Source organism: Streptomyces sp. PCS3-D2, assembly GCF_000612545.2.
Taxonomy (GTDB): domain Bacteria; phylum Actinomycetota; class Actinomycetes; order Streptomycetales; family Streptomycetaceae; genus Streptomyces.
The window spans coordinates 4,168,707-4,194,688 of the sequence record NZ_CP097800.1; the positions used below are offsets into that span (position 1 = coordinate 4,168,707).

The 25,982-nt window shown below is 72.6% G+C and carries 23 protein-coding genes, 1 tRNA gene and 3 pseudogenes; 16 read left to right on the plus strand and 11 right to left on the minus strand.

Features of this window, described 5'->3' with window-relative positions; genetic code table 11:
• Positions 1–125 precede the first annotated feature (125 nt).
• Positions 126–1,307 (plus strand): annotated as a pseudogene (gene phoR, locus AW27_RS18375) (two-component system sensor histidine kinase PhoR); the annotation flags it as partial.
• A 68-nt stretch (positions 1,308–1,375) separates the two neighbouring features.
• Positions 1,376–2,047: a two-component system response regulator PhoP gene (phoP, locus tag AW27_RS18380; RefSeq protein ID WP_465270294.1), complete on the plus strand. Its 672-nt coding sequence runs from the start codon at positions 1,376–1,378 to the stop codon at positions 2,045–2,047.
• A 97-nt stretch (positions 2,048–2,144) separates the two neighbouring features.
• Here phoP and AW27_RS18385 read toward each other — a convergent pair whose 3' ends face one another.
• The gene (locus AW27_RS18385) at positions 2,145–2,810 is read right to left on the minus strand and encodes a hypothetical protein (protein ID WP_037924688.1); all 666 of its coding nucleotides are present in this window, start codon (positions 2,808–2,810) and stop codon (positions 2,145–2,147) included.
• A gap of 623 nt (positions 2,811–3,433) precedes the next feature.
• On the opposite strand from AW27_RS18385, the gene AW27_RS18390 reads away from it, so the two are divergent.
• The 6 genes from AW27_RS18390 (at position 3,434) to AW27_RS18415 (ending at position 9,687) form a co-directional block, all read left to right on the plus strand.
• Entirely contained in the window at positions 3,434–3,916 is a 483-nt protein-coding gene (locus AW27_RS18390) for a CarD family transcriptional regulator (RefSeq protein ID WP_003953493.1), read from the plus strand.
• A 309-nt stretch (positions 3,917–4,225) separates the two neighbouring features.
• Entirely contained in the window at positions 4,226–4,972 is a 747-nt protein-coding gene (ispD, locus tag AW27_RS18395) for a 2-C-methyl-D-erythritol 4-phosphate cytidylyltransferase (protein WP_037924690.1), read from the plus strand.
• Positions 4,962–5,465, plus strand: coding sequence for a 2-C-methyl-D-erythritol 2,4-cyclodiphosphate synthase (ispF, locus tag AW27_RS18400; protein ID WP_037924693.1), 504 nt, complete (start codon positions 4,962–4,964; stop codon positions 5,463–5,465). The genes ispD and ispF overlap by 11 nt, the downstream gene beginning before the upstream one ends.
• A 93-nt stretch (positions 5,466–5,558) precedes the next feature.
• A complete protein-coding gene (cysS, locus tag AW27_RS18405; RefSeq protein WP_037924695.1) occupies positions 5,559–6,959 on the plus strand; it encodes a cysteine--tRNA ligase in 1,401 nt (466 codons plus the stop codon).
• 102 nt (positions 6,960–7,061) lie between these two features.
• Positions 7,062–8,033, plus strand: coding sequence for a 23S rRNA (guanosine(2251)-2'-O)-methyltransferase RlmB (gene rlmB, locus AW27_RS18410; RefSeq protein WP_037924696.1), 972 nt, complete (start codon positions 7,062–7,064; stop codon positions 8,031–8,033).
• Between the two features lie 142 nt (positions 8,034–8,175).
• Positions 8,176–9,687 (plus strand): DoxX family protein, encoded by a 1,512-nt coding sequence (locus AW27_RS18415; RefSeq protein WP_037924698.1) that lies wholly within the window; start codon positions 8,176–8,178, stop codon positions 9,685–9,687.
• A 173-nt stretch (positions 9,688–9,860) separates the two neighbouring features.
• Here AW27_RS18415 and AW27_RS18420 read toward each other — a convergent pair whose 3' ends face one another.
• The 3 genes from AW27_RS18420 to AW27_RS18430 all read right to left on the minus strand — a co-directional run bounded on the left by AW27_RS18420 (position 9,861) and on the right by AW27_RS18430 (position 12,355).
• Complete coding sequence (locus AW27_RS18420) at positions 9,861–10,619, minus strand: nucleotidyltransferase family protein (protein ID WP_037924700.1); 759 nt, start codon at positions 10,617–10,619, stop codon at positions 9,861–9,863.
• 28 nt (positions 10,620–10,647) lie between these two features.
• The gene (locus AW27_RS18425; protein ID WP_037924704.1) at positions 10,648–11,061 is read right to left on the minus strand and encodes a hypothetical protein; all 414 of its coding nucleotides are present in this window, start codon (positions 11,059–11,061) and stop codon (positions 10,648–10,650) included.
• Between the two features lie 205 nt (positions 11,062–11,266).
• On the minus strand, positions 11,267–12,355 hold the full coding sequence (locus tag AW27_RS18430; protein WP_037924706.1) for an ABC transporter ATP-binding protein: 1,089 nt from the start codon (positions 12,353–12,355) through the stop codon (positions 11,267–11,269).
• Positions 12,356–12,651: 296 nt separating this feature from the next.
• Between AW27_RS18430 and AW27_RS18435 the strand changes: the two genes are divergently transcribed.
• Positions 12,652–12,727, plus strand: a tRNA-Thr gene (locus tag AW27_RS18435).
• Between the two features lie 59 nt (positions 12,728–12,786).
• Here AW27_RS18435 and AW27_RS18440 read toward each other — a convergent pair.
• Complete coding sequence (locus tag AW27_RS18440; protein ID WP_037924709.1) at positions 12,787–14,169, minus strand: NAD(P)/FAD-dependent oxidoreductase; 1,383 nt, start codon at positions 14,167–14,169, stop codon at positions 12,787–12,789.
• A 329-nt stretch (positions 14,170–14,498) separates the two neighbouring features.
• Between AW27_RS18440 and AW27_RS18445 the strand changes: the two are divergent.
• From AW27_RS18445 to AW27_RS18455, 3 genes and pseudogenes are all read left to right on the plus strand, one after another.
• Positions 14,499–14,669 (plus strand): annotated as a pseudogene (locus AW27_RS18445) (aminoglycoside phosphotransferase family protein); the annotation flags it as partial.
• A gap of 262 nt (positions 14,670–14,931) precedes the next feature.
• Positions 14,932–15,606, plus strand: coding sequence for a pentapeptide repeat-containing protein (locus AW27_RS18450; protein WP_052031046.1), 675 nt, complete (start codon positions 14,932–14,934; stop codon positions 15,604–15,606).
• 217 nt (positions 15,607–15,823) lie between these two features.
• Positions 15,824–16,822 (plus strand): annotated as a pseudogene (locus AW27_RS18455) (glycoside hydrolase family 26 protein); the annotation flags it as partial.
• Between the two features lie 15 nt (positions 16,823–16,837).
• On the opposite strand, the gene AW27_RS18460 reads toward AW27_RS18455, so the two are convergent.
• Genes AW27_RS18460 through AW27_RS18470 form a run of 3 tightly spaced genes read right to left on the minus strand, consistent with a single transcriptional unit; the run spans position 16,838 to position 19,202 of the window.
• Complete coding sequence (locus tag AW27_RS18460) at positions 16,838–17,341, minus strand: hypothetical protein (RefSeq protein WP_037924712.1); 504 nt, start codon at positions 17,339–17,341, stop codon at positions 16,838–16,840.
• 44 nt (positions 17,342–17,385) lie between these two features.
• Entirely contained in the window at positions 17,386–18,009 is a 624-nt protein-coding gene (locus AW27_RS18465; RefSeq protein WP_037924714.1) for a response regulator, read from the minus strand.
• On the minus strand, positions 18,006–19,202 hold the full coding sequence (locus AW27_RS18470) for a sensor histidine kinase (protein WP_052031048.1): 1,197 nt from the start codon (positions 19,200–19,202) through the stop codon (positions 18,006–18,008). Before AW27_RS18470 ends, AW27_RS18465 begins: the two co-directional genes overlap by 4 nt.
• A gap of 280 nt (positions 19,203–19,482) precedes the next feature.
• On the opposite strand from AW27_RS18470, the gene AW27_RS18475 reads away from it, so the two are divergent.
• Both AW27_RS18475 and AW27_RS18480 read left to right on the plus strand, forming a co-directional pair.
• A complete protein-coding gene (locus AW27_RS18475) occupies positions 19,483–20,043 on the plus strand; it encodes a GlcG/HbpS family heme-binding protein (protein ID WP_037924715.1) in 561 nt (186 codons plus the stop codon).
• A gap of 32 nt (positions 20,044–20,075) precedes the next feature.
• Positions 20,076–21,485 carry a M1 family metallopeptidase gene (locus AW27_RS18480; protein WP_037924716.1) on the plus strand — a complete coding sequence of 470 codons (1,410 nt, stop codon included), beginning with the start codon at positions 20,076–20,078 and terminating at the stop codon, positions 21,483–21,485.
• 26 nt (positions 21,486–21,511) lie between these two features.
• Here AW27_RS18480 and AW27_RS18485 read toward each other — a convergent pair whose 3' ends face one another.
• Complete coding sequence (locus AW27_RS18485) at positions 21,512–22,036, minus strand: GNAT family N-acetyltransferase (RefSeq protein ID WP_037924718.1); 525 nt, start codon at positions 22,034–22,036, stop codon at positions 21,512–21,514.
• Between the two features lie 88 nt (positions 22,037–22,124).
• Positions 22,125–22,700 (minus strand): TerD family protein, encoded by a 576-nt coding sequence (locus tag AW27_RS18490; protein WP_037924720.1) that lies wholly within the window; start codon positions 22,698–22,700, stop codon positions 22,125–22,127.
• Between the two features lie 157 nt (positions 22,701–22,857).
• Here AW27_RS18490 and arfB point away from each other — a divergent pair, with 157 nt between their 5' ends.
• The gene (gene arfB, locus AW27_RS18495; protein ID WP_037924721.1) at positions 22,858–23,283 is read left to right on the plus strand and encodes an alternative ribosome rescue aminoacyl-tRNA hydrolase ArfB; all 426 of its coding nucleotides are present in this window, start codon (positions 22,858–22,860) and stop codon (positions 23,281–23,283) included.
• Positions 23,284–23,353: 70 nt separating this feature from the next.
• Here arfB and AW27_RS18500 read toward each other — a convergent pair whose 3' ends face one another.
• Positions 23,354–23,920, minus strand: a complete 567-nt coding sequence (locus AW27_RS18500) for a flavin reductase family protein (RefSeq protein WP_078556743.1) — start codon at positions 23,918–23,920, stop codon at positions 23,354–23,356.
• Positions 23,921–24,222: 302 nt separating this feature from the next.
• Here AW27_RS18500 and cdgB point away from each other — a divergent pair, with 302 nt between their 5' ends.
• Positions 24,223–25,953: a diguanylate cyclase CdgB gene (gene cdgB / locus AW27_RS18505; RefSeq protein WP_037924724.1), complete on the plus strand. Its 1,731-nt coding sequence runs from the start codon at positions 24,223–24,225 to the stop codon at positions 25,951–25,953.
• Positions 25,954–25,982 lie beyond the last annotated feature (29 nt).

Below are 25,982 nucleotides of genomic sequence, written 5' to 3' on the forward strand. Positions count from 1 at the left end.
ACGCGTCCGACTCCGGCACCGCAAGTGAATCAGCCCGGTCGCCAGGGTGAACTCTGGGCGACGACTGTTCGAGGCGCCACCCGAACGGCTGTGGAAGTCTCGTCGCGCCTGCTTAACCTGGATCCATGGACGTGAACGCGGCGGTCGCCGCAGCTGCAGCGATCGCCGGTCTGTGCACCGGCGTCATCGCGATGCTGGCGTTCCGCTGGAGCGAGCGCGACCAGGCCCGCCCCACCCGGAGCTCCATGCGCCCCGACATCAATGCGGTGCTCCCGCCCGGTGTGGACACCGTCCTGTCGGTGCTCCGCTCCTCCGCCGTGGTGCTCGACGAGGGAGACGCCGTCGTCAAGGCCTCGTCCGCCGCCTACGCCCTCGGGCTCGTGCGCGGCGGCAAGCTTGCCGTGGAGCCGATGCTCCACATGGCCCGTGACACCCGTCGCGACGGGGAGATACGCCAGGTCGAGCTGGACCTGCCACGCCGCGGTACCGGTCGGGGCGAGGCCCTCGCGGTGTCGGCGCGCGTCGCCCCGCTCGGCTCCCGCCTGGTGCTGCTCCTGGTCGAGGACCTCACCGAGGCCCGCCGCATCGAGGCCGTCCGCCGTGACTTCGTGGCCAACGTGTCCCACGAGCTGAAGACCCCGGTCGGGGCGATCTCCCTGCTGTCCGAGGCCGTCATGGACGCCGCGGACGACCCCGAGGCGGTCAGCCGCTTCGCCGGCCGCATGCAGATCGAGTCGACCCGGCTGATCAGCCTGGTGCAGGAGCTCATCGACCTGTCCCGGGTGCAGAACGACGACCCGCTGGAGGACGCCGAGCCCGTCCGCGTGGACACGCTGGTCGCCGAGGCCATCGACCGCTGCCGCCATACGGCGTCGTCCAAGCAGATCACCATGGCCGCGGGCGGCACCGCCGACCTGCGCGTCTGGGGCCACCGGGGGCAGCTCGCCGCCGCCCTCGGCAACCTGGTCGAGAACGCCGTCAACTACAGCCCCGCCCGTACCCGCGTCGGCATAGCCGCACGCAGGGTCACGGCCCCCGGAGGAGACCTGATCGAGATCGCCGTGACCGACCAGGGCATCGGCATCCCGGAGAAGGACCGCGAGCGGATCTTCGAGCGCTTCTACCGCGTGGACCCGGCCCGCTCCCGCGCCACGGGAGGCACCGGCCTCGGCCTTGCGATCGTGAAGCACGTGGCCGCCTCGCACGGCGGGGAGGTGTCGGTGTGGAGCTCGGAGGGCCAGGGCTCCACCTTCACCCTGCGGCTCCCCGAAGCGGCCGCGTCGTCCCCGGCGGCCGCGCCCCGCACCCACCCGACCCCAGCCTGAACCACTTCCGCTCCAGCCATCCCTGCCCCGGAGGTCCTTCCGTGACCCGAGTGCTCGTCGTCGAGGATGAGGAATCCTTCAGCGACGCCCTGTCCTACATGCTCCGCAAGGAGGGCTTCGAGGTCGCCATCGCGGCGACCGGCCCCGACGGGCTCGACGAGTTCGAGCGCAACGGCGCCGACCTCGTCCTCCTCGACCTGATGCTCCCCGGTCTGCCCGGCACCGAGGTGTGCCGGCAACTGCGCGGCCGCTCCAACGTGCCCGTGATCATGGTGACCGCCAAGGACAGCGAGATCGACAAGGTCGTCGGGCTGGAGATAGGAGCGGACGACTACGTCACCAAGCCCTTCTCCTCGCGGGAGCTGGTCGCCCGCATCCGCGCGGTCCTGCGCCGCCGCGGCGAGCCGGAGGAGGTCACCCCGGCGGCCCTGGAGGCCGGCCCGGTACGGATGGACGTCGACCGCCACGTGGTCACCGTCGCCGGCGGCAAGGTGGACCTCCCGCTGAAGGAGTTCGACCTGCTGGAGATGCTGCTGCGCAACGCGGGCCGCGTGCTGACCCGCATGCAGCTGATCGACCGGGTCTGGGGCGCCGACTACGTGGGCGACACCAAGACCCTCGACGTCCACGTCAAGCGCCTGCGCGCCAAGATCGAGCCGGACCCGGGAGCCCCGCGCTACCTGGTCACGGTCCGCGGCCTCGGCTACAAGTTCGAGCCGTAGGACGCCCCGCACGGAAACGGAAAGGGCCGCCGTCCGCTGGTGCGGACGGCGGCCCTTTCCGGGTGCGTACGGGTACGGCGTTACGCCGTGGCCCGGATCAGTGGCCCGCGGCGTGCGAGGCGGAGCCCGACGGCGACGCGCCCGCGGCGCCCGAGGGGGACCCGGACGGGGAACCGGAGGCGGCACCCGACGGGGAACCGGACGGCGTGCCCGAGGGGCTGCCGGACGGGCTGCCCGACGCGGCCGGGGCCCCGGACGGGCCGAAGCCCGCGTACATGCCGGCGGCCGGGACCACGAAGGCCTGGAGCTCGACGCCGCCCGTGCTGCTCAGCTGGAAGACGACCTTCTGCACGTCGCCGTTCTTGGCGGCTTCGGAGCCGTTCTCGATCACGGCGGAGGCGTTGTCCTTGCCGCCGAGCACCACGGAGCCGCCGGCCGGCACGGTGATCTTGCCGGAGCCCTCGGCCGGCTTCAGCACGACCTTGCCCTTGCCGTCCGCAAGGGTGATGCCGTCGAGCGTCTGCGCCTCGGTGCCGTTGTTGAAGACGGTCGCCGAGACGACGGCCGGGCCCTTCTGGTCCTTCTCGCCCTGGGTGATGACCAGTGCGTTCTGGATCTCGATGTCGCCCTTGGCGGCGGAGGCGTTGTCCGGCTTGATCTGGAGAGTCTGCGCGTCGTTGCCCGCACCGCATGCGGCCAGCGAGGCGATCGAGAACACGACGGCGGTGGCGGCGAGGGCGCCGCGTCGAAGGCTGCGGCTCACGGCGGCGGCAACTCCTTGGACGAACGGAACGGGTGGGCTCTCCCGGCAACCGCTGGGAGGTACCCCCGGAGCGGCCGGTGTGAAGCCGCTCTAAGGGTGTGTCAGCGGGCTTAGGTTACCGAGCCGCCGCCCCGCCCCCGCACCCGACCCTCCGCAGCGCGGCCGCGACCCCGGGGTTGTCCCCGATCTCGCATTCCGGCCGGTGTTCGCCTCGCCGTTCGCCTCGCCGATCATGGGTCGCTCGCATATCGTGCGGCCGGCGCCCGTTGATCAATTCCGGGATTCCTTCGAAACGCCACTCGGTGATCAATTTCGGATTGGGCCGGAACCGGCTCCCGCGCGCCTGCTCGCCAGCCGAACGGAGCAGTTCGGTTTCGCGACTCCCAACCCGGCAAAACGGGACGTACGTCACACTGGTGGAGGTGTGCAGCGGGTGTAGCGTGGCCCTTTCGCCCGGTCCGCGCAGCGCCCCCGACCTGCGAATACCCCCTTCCGGAACCCTTCCGCAGCACGTTCCTGTTGCTGTTGTCAAGCCCCGAGATGTGCCCTGACCTGCGAAAACGCCATTCATAACAGTCAGTTCTCGTGTTACCCTGGATAGCCACGGAAGGGGTACCTGTCACATGACGTTCAAGGTTGGCGACACCGTGGTCTATCCCCATCACGGGGCCGCGCTGATCGAGGCCATTGAGACTCGTCAGATCAAAGGCGTGGACAAGACCTACTTGGTGCTCAAGGTCGCCCAGGGCGACCTGACGGTTCGTGTGCCTGCGGACAACGCGGAGTTCGTCGGCGTTCGCGACGTAGTCGGCCAGGACGGGCTGGACCGGGTCTTCGAGGTGCTTCGTGCACCGTACGCAGAAGAGCCGACGAACTGGTCCCGGCGCTACAAGGCGAATCTGGAGAAGCTCGCTTCTGGCGATGTCATCAAGGTCGCCGAAGTGGTGCGCGACCTGTGGCGTCGGGAGCGCGAGCGCGGGCTCTCCGCGGGTGAGAAGCGCATGCTCGCGAAGGCGCGCCAGATCCTGGTCAGCGAGCTCGCGCTCGCAGAGAACACGAACGAGGACAAGGCCGAGGCCCTCCTCGACGAGGTGCTCGCGTCCTGACGCGAAGCCTCGTGCACGGTGTGCACAGCTTGCCGCGGTGCCCGATGACTAGGTCCCTCCTCCACGAGAGACCTGTTGCCGGGCGCTGCGGCATGTCTGTATCCGTACCTCATCGCGTACCCGTCTTGCGGTACGCGTACCCCTGACCGCCTGACTCCATCACTGGATCACTGGCGTGCCGGGTCCGGGCGGCCTGCTCGACCGGTCGTCACGGAAGGGGCGAGGGGCGTCGCACCCGGCACCCTTCAGGCCATACCCATGTCGGCCGAAGTCACAAACCTGGCTCGGAAACCTGGCTCGGAGCTACTGATGTCTGACGTAACGCGGCCCCGCCGCACCGCCGCGGTGATCCCGGCCGCCGGCCGCGGGGTGCGCCTCGGCCCCGGGGCCCCCAAGGCCCTGCGGGCCCTCGGCGGCACCCCCATGCTCGTGCACGCCGTCCGCGCGATGGCCCGCTCCCGCGCGGTGTCCGTCGTGGTGGTCGTCGCCCCGGCCGGCGAGGCGGCCGAGGTGCGGCTGCTGCTCGGCGAGCAGGCGCTGCCCGAGCGGACCGAGGTCCTGGTCGTCCCCGGCGGGGAGACCCGCCAGGAGTCCGTACGCGCCGGCCTGGACGCGCTGCCGCAGGACGTCACCTCCGTACTCATCCACGACGCGGCCCGCCCGCTCGTCCCGGTGGACACGGTGGACGCCGTCGTCGAGGCCGTGGACCGGGGCGCCCGGGCCGTGGTGCCCGCGCTCCCGCTGGCCGACACCGTCAAGGAGGTCGAGCCCGGCGGACCGGGCGAGCCCGAGCCGGTCGTCGCGACGCCCGAGCGGGCCCGGCTGCGCGCCGTGCAGACCCCGCAGGGCTTCGACCTCGCCACGCTCCTGGAGGCGCACGCCGCCATCGCCGTCGCCGGCGAGGGCGCCACCGACGACGCCGGCATGGTGGAGCGCCTCGGCGTCCCCGTCGTCGTGATCCCGGGACACGAAGAGGCCTTCAAGGTCACCCGCCCGCTCGACCTGGTCCTCGCAGAGGCCGTACTCGCCCGCAGGAGGGCCACCGATGGGTTCTAGTCCCGACGCACCGCTGATCCCGCTCGTCGGGATCGGCACCGACGTGCACGCCTTCGAGGCCGGCCGCGAGCTGTGGTGCGCCGGGCTGCTCTGGGAGGGGGAGGACGGCCTCGCCGGGCACTCCGACGGCGACGTCGCCGCCCACGCCGCCTGTGACGCCCTCTTCTCGGCCGCCGGGGTCGGCGACCTGGGCGCGCACTTCGGCACCTCCCGCCCCGAGTGGTCCGGCGCTGCCGGCGTCACCCTGCTGGCCGAGGCCGCCCGGATCGTGCGTGCGGAGGGCTTCGAGATCGGCAACATCGCCATCCAGGTGATCGGCGTACGCCCGAAGATCGGAAAGCGGCGCGAAGAGGCACAGAAGGCGCTCGCCGCCGCCGCGGGCGCCCCCGTCTCCGTGTCGGGCACCACCACCGACGGACTGGGTCTCACCGGCCGGGCCGAGGGCCTCGCCGCGATCGCCACCGCCCTCGTGTACCGGACGAACCGGGCCTGAACGTCCGCGGAGACGGCACATCTTCGGCAACAAAGCGGCCCCGCGCCCGCAAAGGTCGCGGGGCACTGCTACAGGCCCACTACCCTGGATGCCGTGACTATTCGCCTGTACGACACCAGCGCCCGGCAGATCCGCGACTTCGTCCCGCTCGTTCCGGGCTGCGTCTCGATCTACCTCTGTGGCGCCACCGTGCAGGCGGCCCCGCACATCGGGCACATCCGGTCCTACCTGAACTTCGACGTGATGCGTCGCTGGTTCGCCCACCGCGGCTACGACGTCACCTTCATCCGCAACGTCACCGACATCGACGACAAGATCATCACGAAGTCCGCCGAGCAGGGCCGCCCCTGGTGGTCCATCGGCTACGACAACGAGCAGGCCTTCAACGACGGGTACGACGCCCTCGGCTGCCTGCGGCCCACCTACGAGCCGCGCGCCACCGGGCACGTCCCCGAGATGATCGAGATGATGCGCGGCCTGATCGAGCGCGGCCACGCCTACGAGGCCGACGGCAACGTCTACTTCGACGTGCGCTCGTTCCCCGGCTACCTGAGCCTGTCCAACCAGGAGCTCGACAACCTGCTCCAGCCCTCCGGCGAGGGCGAGACGGGCAAGCGCGACCCGCGCGACTTCGCCATGTGGAAGTCCGCCAAGCCGGGCGAGCCCTCCTGGGAGACCCCGTGGGGCCGCGGCCGTCCGGGCTGGCACCTCGAATGCTCCGCCATGGCGCACAAGTACCTCGGCGAGGCCTTCGACATCCACGGCGGCGGACTCGACCTGGTCTTCCCGCACCACGAGAACGAGATCGCCCAGGCCAAGGCCTTCGGCGACGCGTTCGCGAACTACTGGGTCCACAACGCCTGGGTCACCATGGCCGGCGAGAAGATGTCCAAGTCCCTCGGGAACTCGGTCCTCGTCTCCGAGATGGTGAAGCAGTGGCGCCCGATCGTCCTGCGCTACTACCTCGGCACCCCGCACTACCGCTCGATGATCGAGTACAGCGAGGAGGCGCTGCGCGAGGCCGAGTCCGCCTTCGCGCGCATCGAGGGCTTCATCCAGCGCGTCGTGGAGAGGGCCGGCGGCCCCGTCGAGCCGGCGAAGGAGGTCCCGCCCGCCTTCGCCGAGGCCATGGACGACGACCTCGGCGTCCCGCAGGCGCTCGCCATCGTCCACACCACCGTCCGGCAGGGCAACAGCGCGCTCGCGGAGGACGACAAGGACGCGGCCGTCGCCCGTCTGGCCGAGGTGCGGGCCATGCTGGGCGTCCTCGGTCTGGACCCGCTCGACCCGCACTGGGCCGGCGAGGCCGACCGCGGCGAGGAACTCCACGGCGCCGTGGACGCCCTCGTGCGCCTCGTTCTGGAGCAGCGCGAGTCGGCCCGCGCCCGCAAGGACTGGGCGACCGCCGATGCCATCCGCGACCAGCTCCAGCAGTCCGGTCTGGTCATCGAGGACAGCCCGACGGGTCCGCGCTGGACGCTCGGCGCCCGCTGAGCCCCCGGCACCCCGGAGCAGTCCGACTGTGCCGCCCGGCCGTCCGGGCGGCACACTCTTCATACGTACATATCGCAGCACCAACGAAAACAGGTAGAGGTCATGGCCGGGAACAGCCAGCGCAGGAACCGCCGCACGTCCAACAAGAAGGGCGCCACGGTCGGCAGCGGTGGCCAGCGGCGCAAGGGCCTGGAAGGCAAGGGCCCCACGCCCAAGGCCGAGGACCGCAAGGGCCACAAGGCCTTCCGGGTCTCCAACGCCATGGCCCGCCAGGCCGCCAAGCGCCGTCCCGCCCCGCGCCGCGGCGGCCCCAAGGGCGCCAGCGAGATGGTCGTCGGCCGCAACCCGGTCTTCGAGGCTCTGCGCGACGGCGTCCCCGCCACCACCCTGTACGTCCAGCAGTTCATCGACAACGACGAGCGCGTCCGCGAGGCGCTCCAGCTCGCGGGCGAACGCGGCAACATCAACCTGATGGAGGCCCCGCGCCCCGAGCTCGACCGGATGACCAACGGGCTCAACCACCAGGGCCTGGTCCTCCAGGTCCCGCCGTACGAGTACGCGCACCCCGAGGACCTCACCGACGCCGCCTACGACAACGGCGAGGACCCGCTGATCGTCGCCCTCGACGGGGTCACCGACCCGCGCAACCTCGGCGCGATCGTCCGTTCCGTCTCCGCGTTCGGCGGCCACGGCGTGGTCATCCCGGAGCGCCGCGCCGCCGGCATGACCGCCGGTGCCTGGAAGACCTCGGCCGGCACCGCCGCCCGCACGCCGGTCTCCCGGGTCACCAACCTGACCCGCGCCCTGCAGGAGTACAAGAAGGCCGGCATCGCCGTCGTCGGCCTCGCGGCCGAGGGCACGCACGAGGTGCAGGACCTGGAGGCGCTCGGCGGCCCGGTCGTCATCGTCGTCGGCTCCGAGGGCAAGGGCCTGGGCCGCCTCGTCGGCGAGAACTGCGACTACCTTGTGCGCATCCCGATGCCGGGTGGCGCCGAGTCGCTCAATGCCGGTGTCGCCGCGGGCGTCGTGCTGTACGAGGCGGCCCGCCGCCGTGCCGCGCAGCCGCGCGCCTGATCGCCTTGATCCACTTGGCTCAGGGAACGTGACCCGTGAGCGTGCCACCCCGCCCGTTTCGGGCGGGGTGGCTTGATCTTGACGGGTCTCGGACAGATCCCTGATGTCAAGGCAGTGTCCTAAACACTGATCACTCGGTTAGATGAGTGTGGACACCAGAACGTCAGGGTTCGACGACCAGCCCGCGCTGAGCATGGTCAAGGTGCCGTGCGACCCCGCACAGGTCATCGTCAACCACGCCAGCTTCCGCGTGCGGCTCGCACCGAGCCCGAGCGCGCGTCCCAAGCCCGCGAAGGCCCCCGGCCGCGCACCCGTCCTGGGCGGCGCCGTGGTGGCCGCCGCCGGGGCCACCCGCCGCCGGGCCCCCGTGGTCTGGAGCGGCAAGTCCGACACCGGCGACGCCGCCGCGGCCATGGGCGGACTGCTCCAGGCCGTACGCGGCCACGACGCGCACGACGGCGGCGCCACCCAGGTCATCCCGCGCGTCGACCTGGACCACGATCTCGCCGAGGACACCCTGGCCACGCCGACCGTCATCGGCCAGCGCAGCTACGGGGACCCCGCCGAGACACGCCCCCTGGCCGCCGTACGGGACCTCCCGTACGAGCAGCCGCAGGGACCGGCGGCCGGTCCCGGGCCGGAGTCCCGGCGCCCGGCGGGCGACAACCGCGGTCAGGCGTCCTACTACCCGGGCCGCCGGATGAACCTCGGCGTCGTGCTGCTCCCGCTGCGCGTCTTCCTCGGCTTCATCTCCATCTACGCCGGCATGGGCAAGCTGTGCGACCCCGTCTACTTCGACGGTGGCGAGCGCGGCTCCATGGTCACCTGGCTGCACACCCTGCACCCGTGGGCGCTGGCCGAGCCGCTGCGCGACTTCGCGCTCGCGCACCCGGTGGGGGCCGGCCTCAGCGTGGCCTTCATCCAGGTCATCGTCGGCGTCCTGACGGTCTTCGGCCTGTGGCAGCGACTGGCCGCGAGCTTCGGGGCGCTGCTGTCCGCCGCCCTGCTGATGACGGTGAGCTGGAAGACCGTCCCGGCCTACGACGCGCCCGACATCATCTACCTCGCCGCCTGGAGCCCGCTGATCATCGCGGGCGCCCCGGTCTACTCCCTCGACGGGCGCCTCGCCGGGGAGGCCTGGCGCACCCTCGGGCCGCGCTCCGAGATCTGGCGGCTGCGCCGCCGGGTGCTGCGGCGCGGGGCCATCATGGCGAGTGTCGTGTGCGGACTCACCCTGCTCGTCGGCTCGCTCCTGGGCGGCGCCGTCCGGTCCACCACGGTGGTCACCGTCCCCGGACCCGGCGAGGCCCCCAGCAACTACCTTCCGGGCCGCCCGCTGCCGCAGACGCCGGCCAGGCAGCAGCCCGCGCAGCAGCAGCCGACCCGGGCCGCGTCGCCGACGCCCTCCCCGTCCGAGACCTCGGCCAAGGCCGGGAAGACCGCTTCGGGGGCGCCCTCCCGGGCGACGACGGGCGCGGGTTCCGAGTCGCCCACCGCGACCCGGGGCACGACCGGCAAGCAGCAGACCCCGCGCAGCACTCCCCGCCAGTCGACGGCGCCGAAGTCGCCGTCCTCCTCGTCGGGCAGCAGCACCCGCGGTTCGGGCACCGCTCCGACCAAGCAGCCCGGCCTGATCGGCGGGCTCATCGGCTGAGCCCTCCGCCAGGGGCCGGCACACGGGGGCCCGGTACGCGTGAGCGTGCCGGGCCCCCGTGGCGTGTGCCGCGTGGCGTGTGCCGCGTGGCGTGTGCCGCGTGGCCGTGTGCCGCGTGGCCGTGTGCGGAGAAGGTGCCGGAGGGCCGGGCGCCGCGAGGGCGGTGCGGGCCCTCAGGAGCCCGTCTGCGCCGCCAACTCGCGTGCGGCCTCGGTGAGGTCCTTGGCCGTGTCGATCGCCCGCCAGTAGGCGCCCTGGGGCAGCGGGAAGCCCGCCAGTCGCCGCTCCCGCGCCAGCCGGGGGAAGGTGGTGCGCTCGTGGTCTCCCAAGTCCGGCAGTAGCGCGGCGAATTCGGGCCCGAAGACGTACACCCCGGCGTTCACCGGGTACGGCGACGGCGGGGCCTCGATGAAGTCCAGTACGTGGCCGTACGCGTTGGTCTCCACCACCCCCCACGGGATCCGCGGCCGGGCCAGCGCGAGCGTCGCGACCGCCCCGCGCTCGGCATGGAAGGCGGCCATTTCACGGAGCGAGAAGCGGGTCCAGACGTCGCCGTTCGTCGCGTACCAGGCCCCTCCGGGGTCCGGCAGGTGCCGTGCGGCGTACTTCAGGCCGCCCCCGCGGCCCAGCGGTTCCTCCTCGACCACCGTGGTCACGCGCAGCGGCAGCGGCGCCTCGGCCAGCCACTCCTGGAGCACCCCGGCGAGGTGCCCGCACGAGACGACGGCGTCGGTGACCCCCTCGGCCGCCAGCCAGGCCAGCTGGTGCCCGATGATCGGCAGCCCGGTCCCCGGGATCTCGACCATCGGCTTGGGGCGGTCGTCGGTGTACGGACGCAGCCGCGAACCCTGGCCGCCCGCCAGGACGACTGCCTGGGCGGGTGGGGCGGGGAACGCGGCTGCGGAGGAGGCGGATCGGGGGTCGTCGGTCATGACGGCCAGCGTAGGGACGCGGCGCGGGTCAGCCCATGGAGGCGACGCCGGCGGCGTACGAGGTGTCGCAGACGGGGCGGGCGAACGACTGGGCCTTCGTCGGGCCGTACGCCTCGACGGCGGCGCGTCCGAGCGCGCGGGCGATCCCCACGCAGTGCTCGGCGAGCGACGGCCGGCGGTTCACCTCCTGCTGCAGGTGGGTCAGGACGTCGTCCGGCCCCTGTCCCTGCTGCAGTTCGCCGACGAGCTGGGTGCGCAGCACCTCGTGGGCGGCGCGTGGCTTCGCGGGCGTCGAGACGCCTTCGGCGGACGCGGTCACGAGCTGGGAGGAGGACGTGTCCGCCCAGGGGACCATGGTGACCGCGAGGGTCCCGGACAGGACCAGGACGACGGGCAGGACCAGGGCGAGGGAACGGCCGATACGGCGGGCAGTGTGGGTCACGAGGGCGAGAGTAGCGCTCGGTGAAGATTTGGCGACATTTAGTCACCCTGTCGGGGGATGGTTCGACGTGGCTTTTCGAATTCCGGGTTGACGGGGCCGCCCGAATGGCCCGCTCTGCCGGGGTTCCTGAGGAGATCCCGTCGGCAACCGACGGCGGAGGGGCGCCCCTTGGCGGGACGCCCCTCCAACCCCCTTGCCGGTACGACTAGTCGGACAGTCGCTGACCGGAGGAGGTGGAGAAGACGTGGATCTCCCCGGCCCGCGGCACGATGTGCAGGCTGGAGCCCTTCTCCGGGACCTGGCGGCCGCCCACGCGGACGACGAGGTCCTGCGAGCCCTCGGCGGCGGAGGTGGAGCCGTAGACGTACCCGTCGGCGCCGAGTTCCTCGACGACGTTCACGGTGATCGTCAGGCCGCCGCTCTCGGCGACGTCGAAGTGCTCCGGGCGGACGCCGACCGTGACGGTCCGGTCGCCCGCGTCGGCCGCGGCGGACAGCGCGGCGCGCGACACCGGGACGACGCTGTCGCCGAACTTCACGCCGCCGTCGGTGATCGGGACCTCGACCAGGTTCATGGCCGGGGAGCCGATGAAGCCGGCGACGAAGAGGTTCGCGGGGCGGTCGTACATGTTGCGCGGGGTGTCGACCTGCTGGAGCAGACCGTCCTTGAGCACGGCCACCCGGTCGCCCATGGTCATGGCCTCGACCTGGTCGTGGGTGACGTAGACGGTGGTGATGCCGAGGTCGCGCTGGAGGGCGGCGATCTGCGTACGCGTCGACACGCGCAGCTTGGCGTCGAGGTTCGACAGCGGCTCGTCCATCAGGAACACCTGCGGCTTGCGCACGATCGCGCGACCCATGGCGACGCGCTGGCGCTGGCCGCCGGAGAGCGCCTTGGGCTTGCGGTCCAGGTACTGGGTGAGGTCGAGCATCTTCGCCGCGTCCTCCACCTTCCTGCGGATGGTGGCCTTGTCCTCGCCGGCGATCTTGAGCGCGAAGCCCATGTTGTCGGCGACGGTCATGTGCGGGTAGAGCGCGTAGTTCTGGAACACCATCGCGATGTCCCGGTCCTTGGGCGGCAGGTGGGTGACGTCGCGGTCACCGATGCGGATGGCGCCGCCGTTGACGTCCTCCAGGCCCGCGAGCATGCGCAGCGAGGTGGACTTGCCGCAGCCGGAGGGGCCGACGAGGACGAGGAACTCGCCGTCCTCGATCTCCAGCTCCAGCTGGTCGACGGCGGGCTTGTCGCCGCCCGGGTACAGACGGGTCGCCTTGTCGAAGGTGACAGAAGCCATGCTGATGAATCCCTTCTACCGGCAGGAACGTGCCGGACGATCCGAGTGGAAGGTCTAGTCCAGAATCCGGACTTCGCCCGACGCTACCCGCCGCCGCCCGTGCTGTCAGCACCGCTCCGCCGTGACTTCGAACTTTGTGCGATCTGTCGGACCCGCCTGCTTTCCCGCCCGCTCGCACCCGGTCGGCGGGCGGCATGAGCGGTCACGGGTGCGGGTTCAATGTGATGGCTCGGGCAAACGGGCGCTGTGTAGAGTGATGGCGGCCCCACACGCTGTGCGTTCGGGGGTGGCCCTGTGCCGCCTTAGCTCAGTTGGTAGAGCAACGGCTTTGTAACCCGTAGGTCATCGGTTCGATTCCGATAGGCGGCTCCATTGCAGGTCAGAGGCCCCGGACAGGTCACCGTCCGGGGCCTTCAGCGTGTCTCGGGCCGTCAGTGGCGGCCCGAGACGCGGTCGGCCAGGCGGGCCAGGGGGGCCGTCGTCGCGGTGTGGGTGGCCGCCTCCCGGCGGTCCGCCTCGCGGTACGCGGCGTAGAGGGCCTGCACGCCGAGCCAGCGGAAGGGCTCCGGCTCCCAGCGGCGGACCCGGTGGTTCACCCACGGCAGACCGGTCAGCCCGGTGGACTCGCCGAGGACCAGGTCGCGCAGGGTGCGGGCGGCCAGGTTGGCGGTGGCGACACCCGAGCCGACGTACCCGCCCGCCCAGCCCACCCCCGTGGCACGGTCGAGCGTGACGGTGGCGCACCAGTCGCGCGGTACGCCGAGGACGCCCGACCAGGCGTGGGTGATCTCCGTGCCGGTGAGCGCCGGGAAGAAGGAGAAGAGCAGGTCGCGGAGCGAGTCGACGGTGGCCGGCCGGGTCCGGCCGTCGTTGTCGGTGCGCGAGCCGAAGCGGTACGGGACCCCGCGCCCGCCGATCGCGATCCGGTCGTCGGCGGTGCGCTGCGCGTACATGTACGCGTGGGCCATGTCGCCCAGGACCTCGCGGCCCGACCAGCCGAGCCGTGCCCAGGTCTCGGCGGACAGCGGGGCGGTGGCGATCATCGAGGAGTTCATCGGGAGCCACGACCGCTTCTGGCCCTTGAGAGCGGCGGTGAAGCCCTCCGTGCAGCGCAGGACGTGCGGGGCGCGGACCGTGCCGTAGGGGGTGACCGCCTTTCCCGCGGAGATCTCCGTGACCGGGGTGGATTCGTGGATCACCACGCCGAGGCGGTCGCAGGCCTCGGCCAGGCCCCTGACCAGTTTGAGGGGGTGGACGCGGGCGCCGTGCGGGCTCCAGCTGGAGCCGACGGCGTCGGCGATGCCGATGCGGGCGCGGGTGGCGGCGGCGTCGTGGAGCTCGCGGTCGGTCTCGCCGAAGGCGAGCTCGGCGGCGTGGAAGGCCTTCAGCCGGCCGAGCTGGGCGGGGGTGCGGGCGACTTCGAGGACGCCGCCGCGGTGGATGTCGGCGTCGATGCCCTCCCTGACGGCGACGTCGACGACCTCGGTGACGGTCTCGTTCATGGCCTGCTGGAGGCGCTGGGCGGCCTGCCGGCCGTGGAGGGCGGCGAAGCGGTCGCGGCCGGCGATGCCGTTGTAGAGCCAGCCGCCGTTGCGGCCGGAGGCGCCGTAGCCGCAGAACTTCTGCTCCAGGACGGTGACGCGCAGCTCGGGGGCGGCCCGCTTCAGGTAGTAGGCGGTCCACAGGCCGGTGTAGCCGCCGCCGACGATGACGACGTCGGCGGTGGCATGAGCGGTGAGGGGCGCGCGCGGTGGGGCGTCCGGGGTGCCGGGGAGGGTCGCGTACCAGAAGGAGATGCCGCCGTTGATCGTCATGGGGAGTTGCTATCCCTTTTCCCCGCGAGGTGCCAGGGACGGGATGTCGCGCCGCGGGGCGTGATGCGCGGCCCCCTGCCGCTTGCCCTGCGGGCGGCCCGGCCGTGTCTCCCGCAGGATGCTCGGGGGCCCGGGGCACGGGGCACGGCCTGCGGTACGCCGCCCGACCTGGCCGGGCGGCGTACCGCAGGGGACGCCGCCGAGCCGGGGCGCAGGGCGATGGCGTCGCCGCATGGTCGAGGTCGTGGAGATTCCGGACGGGCTGATCGAGGCCCAGATCGGGTACAACGGGGATGCCGACCATCGTCAACAACTTCCGCGCGCAGGACGTGCGGTGGCGGTTCGACCTGCTGACCGAGGCGGCGGGCCTGGATCGGGCGCGGGCGCGGGCCTGGACGCTGGGCCGGGTGCTGCAGACCTGCCTGTGGGACGTGGAGGACGGTGAGGAGCGGCTGGACGAGGACCGGCTGGCGGTCGCCCGGCTGCTGCTGGGGCGGTGAACCCGCCGGGGTGGTGAACCCCTGGGGCGCTGCCGCGGTTCGTGGCGCCGAGGCCGGCGATGCCTGCGCCGGCCCGGCGGTGATCCGCGGGCGGCGTACGGGAAGGACGGCGCGAGGCGCGGGTCACGGTGCGCCGATGGACGGGGTTCTCGGCGGAGCCGAAGGCGCGGAGACGGACCGGGTTCCTGGCGGCGCGCGGGGCGGCGGCGGGCACGGGCCCGGGCCGCGGGCCGATGTCAGTGCGGTCGGCCAGGATGGGGGCATGGTGCGAGACGGGCGGAAGCAGTCGGTGAAGGCAGCGCGGAGGCCGCAGCTGCGGCTGCCGGACCTGGTGCCCTGGCAGGGGCGGGAGCTGGAGACGGACGGGGACTACGAAGGGCTGGAGTTCGCGGACCTGGACCTGGCGGGGCAGGAGGGGGTCGGGGCCCGGTTCATGGACTGCGCGGTACGGCGCTGCACGCTGGACGAGGCGGGTCTGGCGAAGGCACGCATCCTGGATTCGGTGCTGGAGGGGGTCCGCGGGGTGGGGACCGACCTGTCGGGGGCCTCGCTGCGGGACGTGGAGCTGGTGGACGCGCGGCTGGGCGGGGTGCAGCTGCACGGGGCCGGTCTGGAGCGGGTGGTGGTCCGGGGCGGCAAGATCGACTACCTGAACCTGCGGACGGCGCGGCTGCGCGACGTGGTCTTCGAGGGGTGCGTGCTGGTGGAGCCGGACTTCGCGGGCGCGGTACTGGAACGGGTGGAGTTCCGGGAGTGTTCGCTGCGCGGGGCGGACTTCAGCGGGGTCCGGATGGCTGAGGTGGATCTGCGGGAGGCCGCCGTACTGGAGATCGCGCGGGGGGTGGAGGCGCTGGCCGGGGCGGTGATCAGTCCGGCGCAGCTGTTCGACCTGGCCCCGGCGCTCGCCTCCCGGCTGGGGGTGCGGGTGGTGCCGTGACCGGGCCCGCGGTCCGGGTGCGGCGCCGTGGCGGGGGAGGCGCCCCCGGCCTCCCCGGCTCCCGCCGGGAGGTGTCCGCGGACGGGGAGGGCGGCGACGGCGGGGCGGAGGCTGCGGCGAATGGCCGAGCGACCGGGTGTCCGGACGGGCGGTGCACCGGGGTGGGCGCCTAACGTCGCAGGCGGACACACCGGTGCCCGAGGCCTGTGGAGGTGTCATGTCCCACCGGAGCTGCCGGATCCGATGGCTGGTCGGAGCCTGCGTCAGTGCCGTCGCCGTCACCCTGCTCCTCGTGGTGCCCGCCCCCGGCCCCGGCCCGCGGCTGCCGCGGCAGGGCGCCGGGGGCGGTGCGGGGGCCACTGGGACGGCCCTGGGTGCCTACCTCCACTACGGGTCGCCCGGCGTCGAGCGGATGGCGGAACTCTCGCGCTGGCTCGGCGGTACCGAGCTGCGCGCCGGGCACACGTACCTGCCCGGCGACACCTGGACGAACATCGAGGGGGCGCCGGATTCCCTGCGCAGCTGGGCGCGCTGGCGCAGGGAGAGGGCCGACCGGCTCTTCGTCCTGAACGTGCCCATGCAGGAGGGCAACGAGGCCCGTGTCCCCGACGCCCGGGTCGCGGAGCTGATCCGCGCCGGTGCCCGCGGGGCGAACGACCACCATTTCCGGCGCCTGGCCGACCGGCTGGTCGGCCTCGGCTTGCCGGACGCGGTGATCGTGCTCGGCTGGGAGATGAACGGCTTCGACTACACCCACCGCTGCCGTCCCGACCCCGAGAACTGGAAGGCCTACTGGCGGCGCATCGTGACCGCCATGCGTGCGGTGCAGGGGCAGCGCTTCCGGTTCGACTACGCGCCCAACCGCGGAGCCGACGCGATCGCCTGGACCCGTTGCTATCCCGGAGACGACGTGGTCGACGTCATCGGCATGGACACCTACGACCAGGAGCCCGGCCGCACCTTCGACGAGCAGGTCACCCAGCCCTACGGGCTCCGGCAGCAGGTCGACTTCGCGAAGGCGCACGGCAAGCGGATCTCGTACCCCGAATGGGGGCTGTTCCGGCACGGCGACAATCCCGAGTACGTGCGGCGCATGCTGGCCTGGTTCGCCGAGCACGAGCCGCTCTACCACAGCATCACCGACTACTGCCCGCACGGCGTGTGGCAGTGCGGGCAGAACCCGCGCTCTGCGCGGGTGTTCCGGGAGGTGCTGTCCGGCGGACGGCCCTGACTACCCGGGGACGCGGGGGAAGCGGGCCTGGAGGGTCCAGACGGCCGGGTTGTCGCCGAGCCCGTCGTGCATGTCGATCAGGTCCGCGAGCAGGTCGTGCAGGAAGTCGCGGGCCTCGCGGCGCAGCAGCCGGTGGCTGAAGGTCAGCGGGGCCTCCTCGGCCGGCATCCAGTCGGCCTCGACGTCGACCCAGCCGAAGCGGCGCTCGAAGAGCATGCGGTCCGTGGACTCGGTGAAGTCGATCTCGGCGTACTGGCGGTTGGCGGAGCGGCTGCCCCGCGGGTCCTGGTCGAGCCGCTCGACGATGTCGCACAGTGCCCAGGCGAAGTCCAGCACCGGAACCCATCCCCAGGCTGTGGATACTTCCCGGTCCGAGTCGGTGTCGGCGAGGTAGACGTCCCCGCAGAACAGGTCGTGGCGCAGCGCGTGGACGTCCGCCGAGCGGTAGTCGGTCTGCGGGGGGTCGGGGAAGCGCCGGGAGAGGGAGTAGCCGATGTCGAGCACGTACCCGATGGTGTCACGGGTGCGGAGGGGGCCCCACCCCGGCGTCAGGAGGGGAGGAGGCGCTGCTCCTTCGCGACCGAGACGGCGCCCGCACGGGTGTCGACGCCGAGCTTGTCGTAGATGCGCCCCAGGTGGGTCTTGACGGTGGCCTCGCTGATGAACAGGGCACGGGCGATGTCGCGGTTGCCGAGGCCGCGGGCCAGCTGCCCGAGGATGTCCAGTTCGCGGTCGGTCAGGGTGGGGCGGCCGCCCCGCATGTGGGCCATGACGCGGCTGGCGACCGGCGCGGAGAGGGTGGTGCGGCCCTGGCCGGCGGAGTGGATCGCGGCGAATAGCTCCTCGGGGCGCTCGGCCTTGAGCAGGTAGCCGGTGGCGCCCGCGCCGATCGCCCGGGTGATGTCCGCGTCCGTGTCGTAGGTGGTGAGGACCAGGACGTGCGGGGGCCGCGGGAGCGCGGTGATGCGGCGGGTGGCCTCGACGCCGTCGATGCCCTCGCCGAGCTGGAGGTCCATGAGGACCACGTCGGGGCGGAGCCTGGACGCCAGGGCGACCGCCTCCTCGCCGCTGCCGGCCTCGCCGAGTACCTCGATGTCGGGTTCGCTGCCGAGGAGGGCCAGCAGGCCGGCGCGGACCACCACGTGGTCGTCGCAGAGCAGGATCGTCGTCATGGAGCGGGCTCCAGGGGGATGGCCGCGGACAGGACGGTGCCCTCGCCCGGCGTGGATTCGATGGTCAGGGTGCCGCCCAGCTGGCGGACGCGGGCCCGCATCGCCGGGAGGCCGTGTCCGCGCCCGTCGGCGGCGTCGGCGTCGGCGCGGGGCTGGGTGAAGCCGTGGCCGTCGTCGGCGACGTCGAGCACCACCTGGTCCCCGAGGAAGCTCAGCGTGAGCGCGGCCGTACGGGCGGCGGAGTGCTCGCGGACGTTGGCGAGGGCGCCCTGGGCTATCCGCAGCAGGGCCGACTGGACGCGGTCGGGCAGCGGGGCGGGGGCGCCTTCGAGGTGGAAGCGGACCTCGATGCCCGGTCCGGCGTCCAGGCGGCGCAGTGCCTGGGCGAGGCCGGCGCCGTCGGCGAGCTCGGAGGGGGCCAGGTCGTGGACCAGCCGCCGGGCCTCGGCGAGGCCGTGTGCGGCGATGTCGGTGGCGGTGCGGACGTGCGCGCGGGCGGTGGCGGGGTCGGTGTCCCAGGTGCGGTCCGCGGCCTGGAGCAGCATCTGCTGGCTGGACAGGTTCTGGGCGAGGGTGTCGTGGATCTCCATGGACAGCCGCTGGCGTTCCGCGAGGGTGCCTTCGCGGCGTTCGGTGGCGGCCAGTTCCCGGCGGGTCCGGATCAGGTCGTCGATCAGTGCCCGCTGGGCCCGGGCCTGGCGTTCCATGTGGACGAAGACGGCGGTGGCGAGGGCGGCGACGGCGGGCGGCGCCAGGAGCAGGTTGGGATCGAAGGACTTGGACAGCTGGAGCTGGGCGGTCACGACGAAGGCGGTGAGGAGGGCCACCAGGACGATGGCGGGGCGGGGCGGGAGGGTGCGCAGGGCCGTGACGAAGAGCGGCACGGCGCACCAGGCGAAGCTGGGCGCGAGGACGACGAGGACCACCCAGGTGGTGACCACCAGGCCGAGCCAGAGGAGGCGCCGGCGGGTGGGGGCGGCGCCGAGCGCGGGGCCGAGCACGTAGAGCAGGGCCAGGGTGACGCCGAGGGCGATGACCCACGGAGTGCGGGGTTCGCCGGGGTGGCGCAGCAGGAAGCGGGCCACGGAGGCGCCGAGGAGGAGGAAGAAGGCGGTGTGGGCGACCGTCGCCAGCGTGCGGGTGTCGTTGCGCGGCGCGGCGGGTCTCACGGGGTGCTCCTCGGTCGGGGGCATGCGTCCATTGTCGGCTGCGGCGCCGGGCCCCGGGCGCCGCCCCGGGCCCGGGTCACCCAGGTCACCCGGGTCCGACCAGGGAATACCGTGCCGGGGGCGGAGCGCATCGACCGATCGGACGACCCCCGGGTCAGCCGGTGCGGTGGGCGGGGCGAGCCGGTACGGGGACGGGGCGGAGGGGGGACCGGGCACAGGCTTGGAGCAGTGAAGGAGCCGGTCCGACCGGCCCGGAACGAGACCCGATGCCGTCACCGTGCCACCGTTCTCAGGAGCAGCAGAGATGAAGACCCGCACCCGCGTTCTCACCGGTACCGCCCTCGCCGTCGCCCTGGGCGCCGGCGCCTTCGGTGCCGTGAGCGCCAGCGCGAGCCCCGCCGCCACCACCGCCCAGGCCGCCGCCCTCGCGGCGAAGAAGGACGCTCCGAGCGACAAGAACTTCACCACGACGACCCACCTGACCGTCGACGCCGCCACCCGCGCCGCGCAGGCCGCCCTCCAGGCCGCCGCGGCGGAGAACCAGAAGGTGACCGTCGCGGTGGTGGACCGCAACGGCAACACCATCGTCACCCTGCGTGGCGACGGCGCCGGACCGCAGTCCTACGAGTCGGCGCAGCGCAAGGCCTTCACCGCAGTGTCCTGGAACGCCCCGACCTCGGTGCTCGTGGGCCGGCTGGCCCAGGCCCCGAACCTGAAGGACATCCCCGGCACCCTCTTCCTCGGTGGCGGCACCCCGGTCCAGGCGAACGGCGCCCCCGTGGCCGGCATCGGTGTGGCCGGCGCCCCGAGCGGCGATCTGGACGAGAAGTTCGCGAAGGCCGGCGTGGACGCGCTGAGCAAGTAGGAGGCGCGCCGTGGCCGCTTAGGATCGAAGGCGTGGAACACCGCGCGCTTCCCCGCCTCGCCGCCCCCGCCCTCGTCGCCCTGCTCACCGTCACCACGGCGTGCACGGGGGGCCCGGTGCAGGGGCGGCCGGGCGCTTCGGGGCTGCGCGACCCGTACTTCCCCAAGGCCGGCAACGGCGGCTACCAGGTCGAGCACTATGCGCTGGACCTGGACTACGACCCGGCGGACGGGGTGCTGCACGGCAGGGCCGTCATCACGGCGCGTGCCGGACAGGGGCTCAGTTCCTTCAACCTCGACCTGAGCGGCCTGCACGTCGAGGGCGTTGACGTGGACGGTGAGGGCGCCCGTTTCAACCGGACCGGCAACGAGCTGACGGTGCGCCCGGCCGACGACCTGGAGAAGGGCCAGGTCTTCCGTACGGAGGTCGCCTACAGCGGCAGGCCGAGGGCCCTGACGGACGTGGACGGCACCAGAGAGGGCTGGATCGCGGACGAGGACGGCGCGGTCGGCGTCGGTGAGCCGGTCGGCTCGATGACCTGGTTCCCCGGCAACCACCATCCGAGCGACAAGGCCTCGTACGACATCACGATCACCGTCCCGGGCGGCTACGAGGCGGTGTCGAACGGGGAGTTGCGCTCCCGCACCGAAGGCGCCGACGGGCGCACGCGGTTCGCGTGGCACAACCCGGAGCCGATGGCCAGCTACCTGGCCACCGCCGTCGTCGGCCCGTACCGGGTGACCACCGGGAAGACGCCTTCGGGGGTGTCCGTCTACAACGCGGTGTCGCCCGGGGAGGCGGCGGCGAGCGAGCCCGCGCTCAAGCTGCTGCCGGAGATGGTGGAGTGGGGCACCCGCCGGTTCGGCCCGTACCCCTTCGGCACGGCGGGCGCGGTGGTGCTGCCCGCCGGGACGCTCGACTACGCCCTGGAGACGCAGACCAAGCCGGTGTACCCGGGCGCACCCGAAGCCGGGCTGGTGCTGCACGAGTTGGCCCACCAGTGGTTCGGCAACTCCGTCTCGCCGAAGACCTGGAAGGACATGTGGCTCAACGAGGGCTTCGCGACCTATGCCGAGTGGCTGTGGGACGAGGACCACGGCGGGCCCACGGCGCAGCAGCACTTCGACGCCCTCCTGGCCGGTGACACGGACGTCGACGAGGCCGCCGACTCCGGCTGGGACGCCTTCCCGCCGGCCGATCCGCCCGGTCCGAAGGACATCTCCGCGAGCCCGGTGTACCAGCGCGGCGCGATGGTCCTGCACCGGATCCGGCAGGAGGTCGGCGACGAGGGGTTCTTCGCCCTGGTGCGCGGGTGGGCCGCCGACCACCGGCACGGGAACGCGAGCACCGCCGACTTCACCGCCTACGCGCAGGGGAAGACCGGCCATGACCTGACGGAGGTCTGGGACGTGTGGCTGTACGGGACGGCCCGCCCGAAGTAGGCCGTGGCCGGGCGGGAGCGACGCCGCTACGCCGTGCCGAGGGGCTTGCGCAGCACCGTGCAGTCGCGGCCCAGCTCGCGGTCCTTGGCCCGGCGCACGGGGGAGTACCCCTGGGACTGCCAGAACGCCAGGGCCTTGGGGTTGTTGTCCAGTACGGCGATCTGCACGCCGGTGCGTCCGGCGGCTCGGAAGCGGTCCTCGACCAGGGTGGCCACGGCGCGGCCGAATCCCTCGCGGTGCGCGGTGGCGTCGATGAGCAGCAGGCCGATCCACGGGTCGTCGTCCCCCGGGGCGGCGGCCGGGTTGCGGTCGAGGGTGGCGGCGAGGCCGACGAGGCGGCCGGCGCTGCGGGCGAGCAGGATCTCCGCGCCGGCGTGGGCCAGTTCGTCAGCGAGGGAGGCCGCGACCTGTTCGACCGTGATGCGGTTCGGGTCGGGGAAGTCGCCGCTGAGTTCGAAGAAGGCGTGGTTGGTCGAGTAGAGGGCGGCGATCTCGGTCAGGACCGGGCCGGGGAGGGCGCCGTCCACGGGGACCAGCGGTTGGAGGATCACGTGGGGAACGGTAGCGAAGCCCCCTCCCCGGACGGCCGGGAGGGGGCTTCGCCCGCGCTGGTGTCGGTCAGCGCCGGACCGGGCGGACTCAGACGTTGACGCCGAAGTCCTGGGCGATGCCGGTGAGGCCGGAGGCGTAGCCCTGGCCGACCGCGCGGAACTTCCACTCCGCGCCGTTGCGGTAGAGCTCGCCGAAGACCATGGCGGTCTCGGTCGCCGCGTCCTCGGAGAGGTCGTAGCGGGCGATCTCGGAGCCGCCGGCCTGGTTCACCACGCGGATGTAGGCGTTGCGGACCTGGCCGAAGTTCTGGCTGCGGCTCTCGGCGTCGTAGATGGAGACCGGGAAGACGATCTTGTCCACGTCGGCGGGCAGGCCCGCGAGGTTCACCTTGATGGCCTCGTCGTCCCCCGCGCCCTCGCCGGTGCGGTTGTCCCCGGTGTGGACGATGGTCTGGTCCGGGGTGGACTTGTTGTTGAAGAAGACGAAGTGGCCGTCGGAGACGACCTTGCCCATCGCGTTCACGGCGATGGCCGAGGCGTCGAGGTCGAAGTCCACACCGGTCGTGGTGCGGACGTCCCAGCCGAGACCGACCGTGACGGCGGCGAGGCCCGGGGCCTCCTTCGAGAGCGAGACGTTGCCGCCCTTGGACAGGCTGACAGCCATGGGAATGTCCCTTTCCTCATCCAACATGCACGTACAGGCGGTCAAGGTACCGCTGACCCCTATAACGCGACGAGAGGCCGCTCGGGTTCCCGCCGGGGATCGCGGGTCCCGGCAAATGCGGGTGACGCGGGCCGAGCGGGCGCGGATCATAGGGGGCATGCCTGGTCCCTATGTCATCCGCGGTTCGGTCGTGCTCCCCGAGGGGGAGCTCTCCTGGCGTTTCTCGCGGTCCTCCGGGCCGGGCGGGCAGCACGTGAACACGTCCGACTCGCGCGTGGAGCTGCTGTTCGACCTGGCGGCGACCAAGGCGCTGCCCGAGGTCTGGAAGGAGCGCGCGCTGGAGCGCCTCGCGGGCCGGCTGGTGGGCGGGGTGGTGAGCGTGCGGGCCTCCGAGCACCGCTCGCAGCTGCGCAACCGGGAGATGGCGCTGGTCCGGCTGGCGTCGCTGCTGGCCGAGGCGACGGCGCCGCCGCCCAGGCAGCGCCGGCCGACGAAGATTCCGCGCGGGATCAACGAGCGGCGGCTGCGGGAGAAGAAGGCGCGGTCCGAGACCAAGCGGGGCCGGACCGGCCGGGACTGGTAGCCGCCGCGGGTCAGGGTCCGAGGACGTCGGCGGTGGGCCGGCGCGGGGCCGGGCCGGGCGGGGCCGCGGATCAGCTCAGGTGCCGGTAGCGCCCGCGGAAGTAGGTCAGCGGCGCGGAGTCCGGGGACGGCAGGGCGGCCGTGAGCACCCGACCGATCACCAGGGTGTGGTCGCCCGCCTCGACGCGGTTCTCCGTACGGCATTCCAGGGTGGCGAGGGCGCCGCTGAGCAGGGGCGCGCCGGAGGCCTCGCCGCGCACGTGGGGCAGGTCCGCGAAGAGCAGTCGGTCGCTGATGCGGCCCTTCATGGCGAAGCGGCCCGCGATCGGGAGTTGGTGGTCGGCGAGGACGGAGACCGCCCACAGCGGCTGCTCCGCCAGCAGGTCGTCCATGCGGGAGCCCTCGCGCAGGCTCACCAGGACCAGGGGCGGGTCCAGGGATACGGACATGAAGGCGGTCGCCGTCATGCCGACGTCCTCGCCGCGCGGTCCGCCGTCCGCCAGCGGGCTCTCGTGCGCGGTGATCAGGCACACGCCCGCGGCCAGCCGGGACATCGCGGCGCGGAACTCGTCATTGCTCACCCCCTCAGCATGGGGGTTCGCGTCGGGCCGGGCGGGCAGAGGGGTCGTCTTCAGCACGCTGAAACGCTAATCTCGCCCTCCCGTGCGGCACATCGGGCCCTGGTCCGAGTCGTGCCCCCGCCCCTCGGCCTAGGCCCGGGCGTATCGTTTGCTCACGAGAAGGCGGGGGGAGCGCTCCCAGTCCGAACCGTCCCAACGCGTACCGTTATTCATCTCATGTGACTTGACTCACAGAGGGCAAGATTTGTTGACCCTGTGTACCTGCCGCACAGCTCACTGTGATTCAGTGGACGGGACACCGCAACGAAACGCCGATGACAAAACTGGAGTTGCTGTCGAGGTCTCGGGGAGAGCGAGCAATGGAGACCGAGTCGGAGCCGTACGTCCGTCTTGCGACCCTGCGGCAGCTGCACCGGGTGGTGGCCGATCTCAATACGGCCCGGAGCCTGGCGGACACTCTGCAGACCGTCGTGGACGGCATCGTCGTGGGCCTCGGCTATGAGCTCGCCTGTGTCAACCTCGTGCGCCCGGACGGCGATCTGGTCGTCGCCGCCTTCGCCGGAGACCCGGCCGCCGAGGCCCTCATCACCGGTCGCGTCGGCTCCCGGGCCTCCTGGGAGCGCCGCCTGACGATGGGTGAGTGCTGGGACGGGCTCCGCTTCATCCCGCACACGGAGGGCTGGATCCTGCTGGAGGACGACGTCCCCCAGTGGCACACCGACGGCCCCGATCCGCGCTTCGAGGACGAGTGGCACCCCGAGGACCGGCTCTACGCCCCCATGTACGCGTCCGGTGGGGAACTTCTGGGTGTCATTTCGGTGGACAGACCGCGCAACGGCCGCCGCCCCGGCGCGTGGGGCCGCGAGGCGCTGCAGATGTACGCCTTCCAGGCGGCGATTGCGATCAGCAATGCCAGGCTCCGCGCGAACATGCAGCGCGCCCTCGTCCGGCTGGAGCGCGAGCAGCAGGCGCTCCGCGCCAGCGAGGAGTCCTTCCGGCAGGCCTTCGAGTACGCCCCCAGCGGCATGGCCATCGCCGAGATGGGCGGTGACCAGCACGGCCGGCTGCTGCGCACCAACGACGCGCTGTGTCGGCTGCTCGGCAGACCCGCCTCCGTGCTGCGCCGCTACTCCTTCTCCGACCTGGTCCACCCCGAGGACATCGGCACCCTGCTGCGCACCTCCGCCGAGGGCGGCCGCGCCGAGCTGCGCCTGGGCCGCCGGGACGGCACGTACGTATGGGTCTCGCTGCGCAACTCCGTCGTGGCGGACGCCGCGGACGGGCCGCGCTTCCTGCTCACGCACGTCGAGGACATCGAGGAACGCAAGCGGCACGAGCTCCAGCTCGCCCACCGGGCCAGCCACGACTCGCTGACCGGCCTGCCCAACAGCGCCGAGCTGCGGGCCCGGCTCGGCGCGCGGCTGTGCCGCAGGCCGCAGTCCGCCCGGGCCAGCGCCATCGAGGCCCTGGACGCGGCCTTCGAGGGGCGCGACGCGCCCGGCGGGCAGGACGGACACGAGGCCGGGTTCGAGGCGGGTGGTGCGGGTGAGCGCGGGTTTCACCCCGACGGCCCCGACCGCTACACCGCGGCCGATCCCTTCGACTTCCCCGGGGCGCCGACGGCGCCGACGGACGGGCCGTACGACCACCACGTGCACACGGTGGCGCCCGCGGCCGACGTCGACGACGGGACGAAGGGGCTCGCGGTGCTCTTCTGCGACCTCGACGGCTTCAAGTCGATCAACGACCGGTTCGGGCACCACACGGGTGACGCGGTCCTCATCGAGGTGGCCCGGCGCCTGACGACCGGCGTCAGGGACGGTGACACCGTTGCCCGGCTGGGCGGTGACGAATTCGTCGTCCTGGCCGACGGCCTCGGCGCGGCGGACGCCGCGGACCTCGCCGTCCGACTGCGCAACGCGATCATTCCGCCGATCCGCGTGGACGGCCGGGCCGTGCGTGTCGGCGCGAGTTTCGGTATCGGCTGGGCCAGCTGCGGCATGTCCGCGGACGAAGTGCTGCGCTCCGCCGACCAGCGGATGTACATCGAGAAGAGGTCCCGCTCCAAGGCGCACCGCCGGGCGGGCTGAGGCGGTCCGGCGCCCGTGGGTGCACCTGT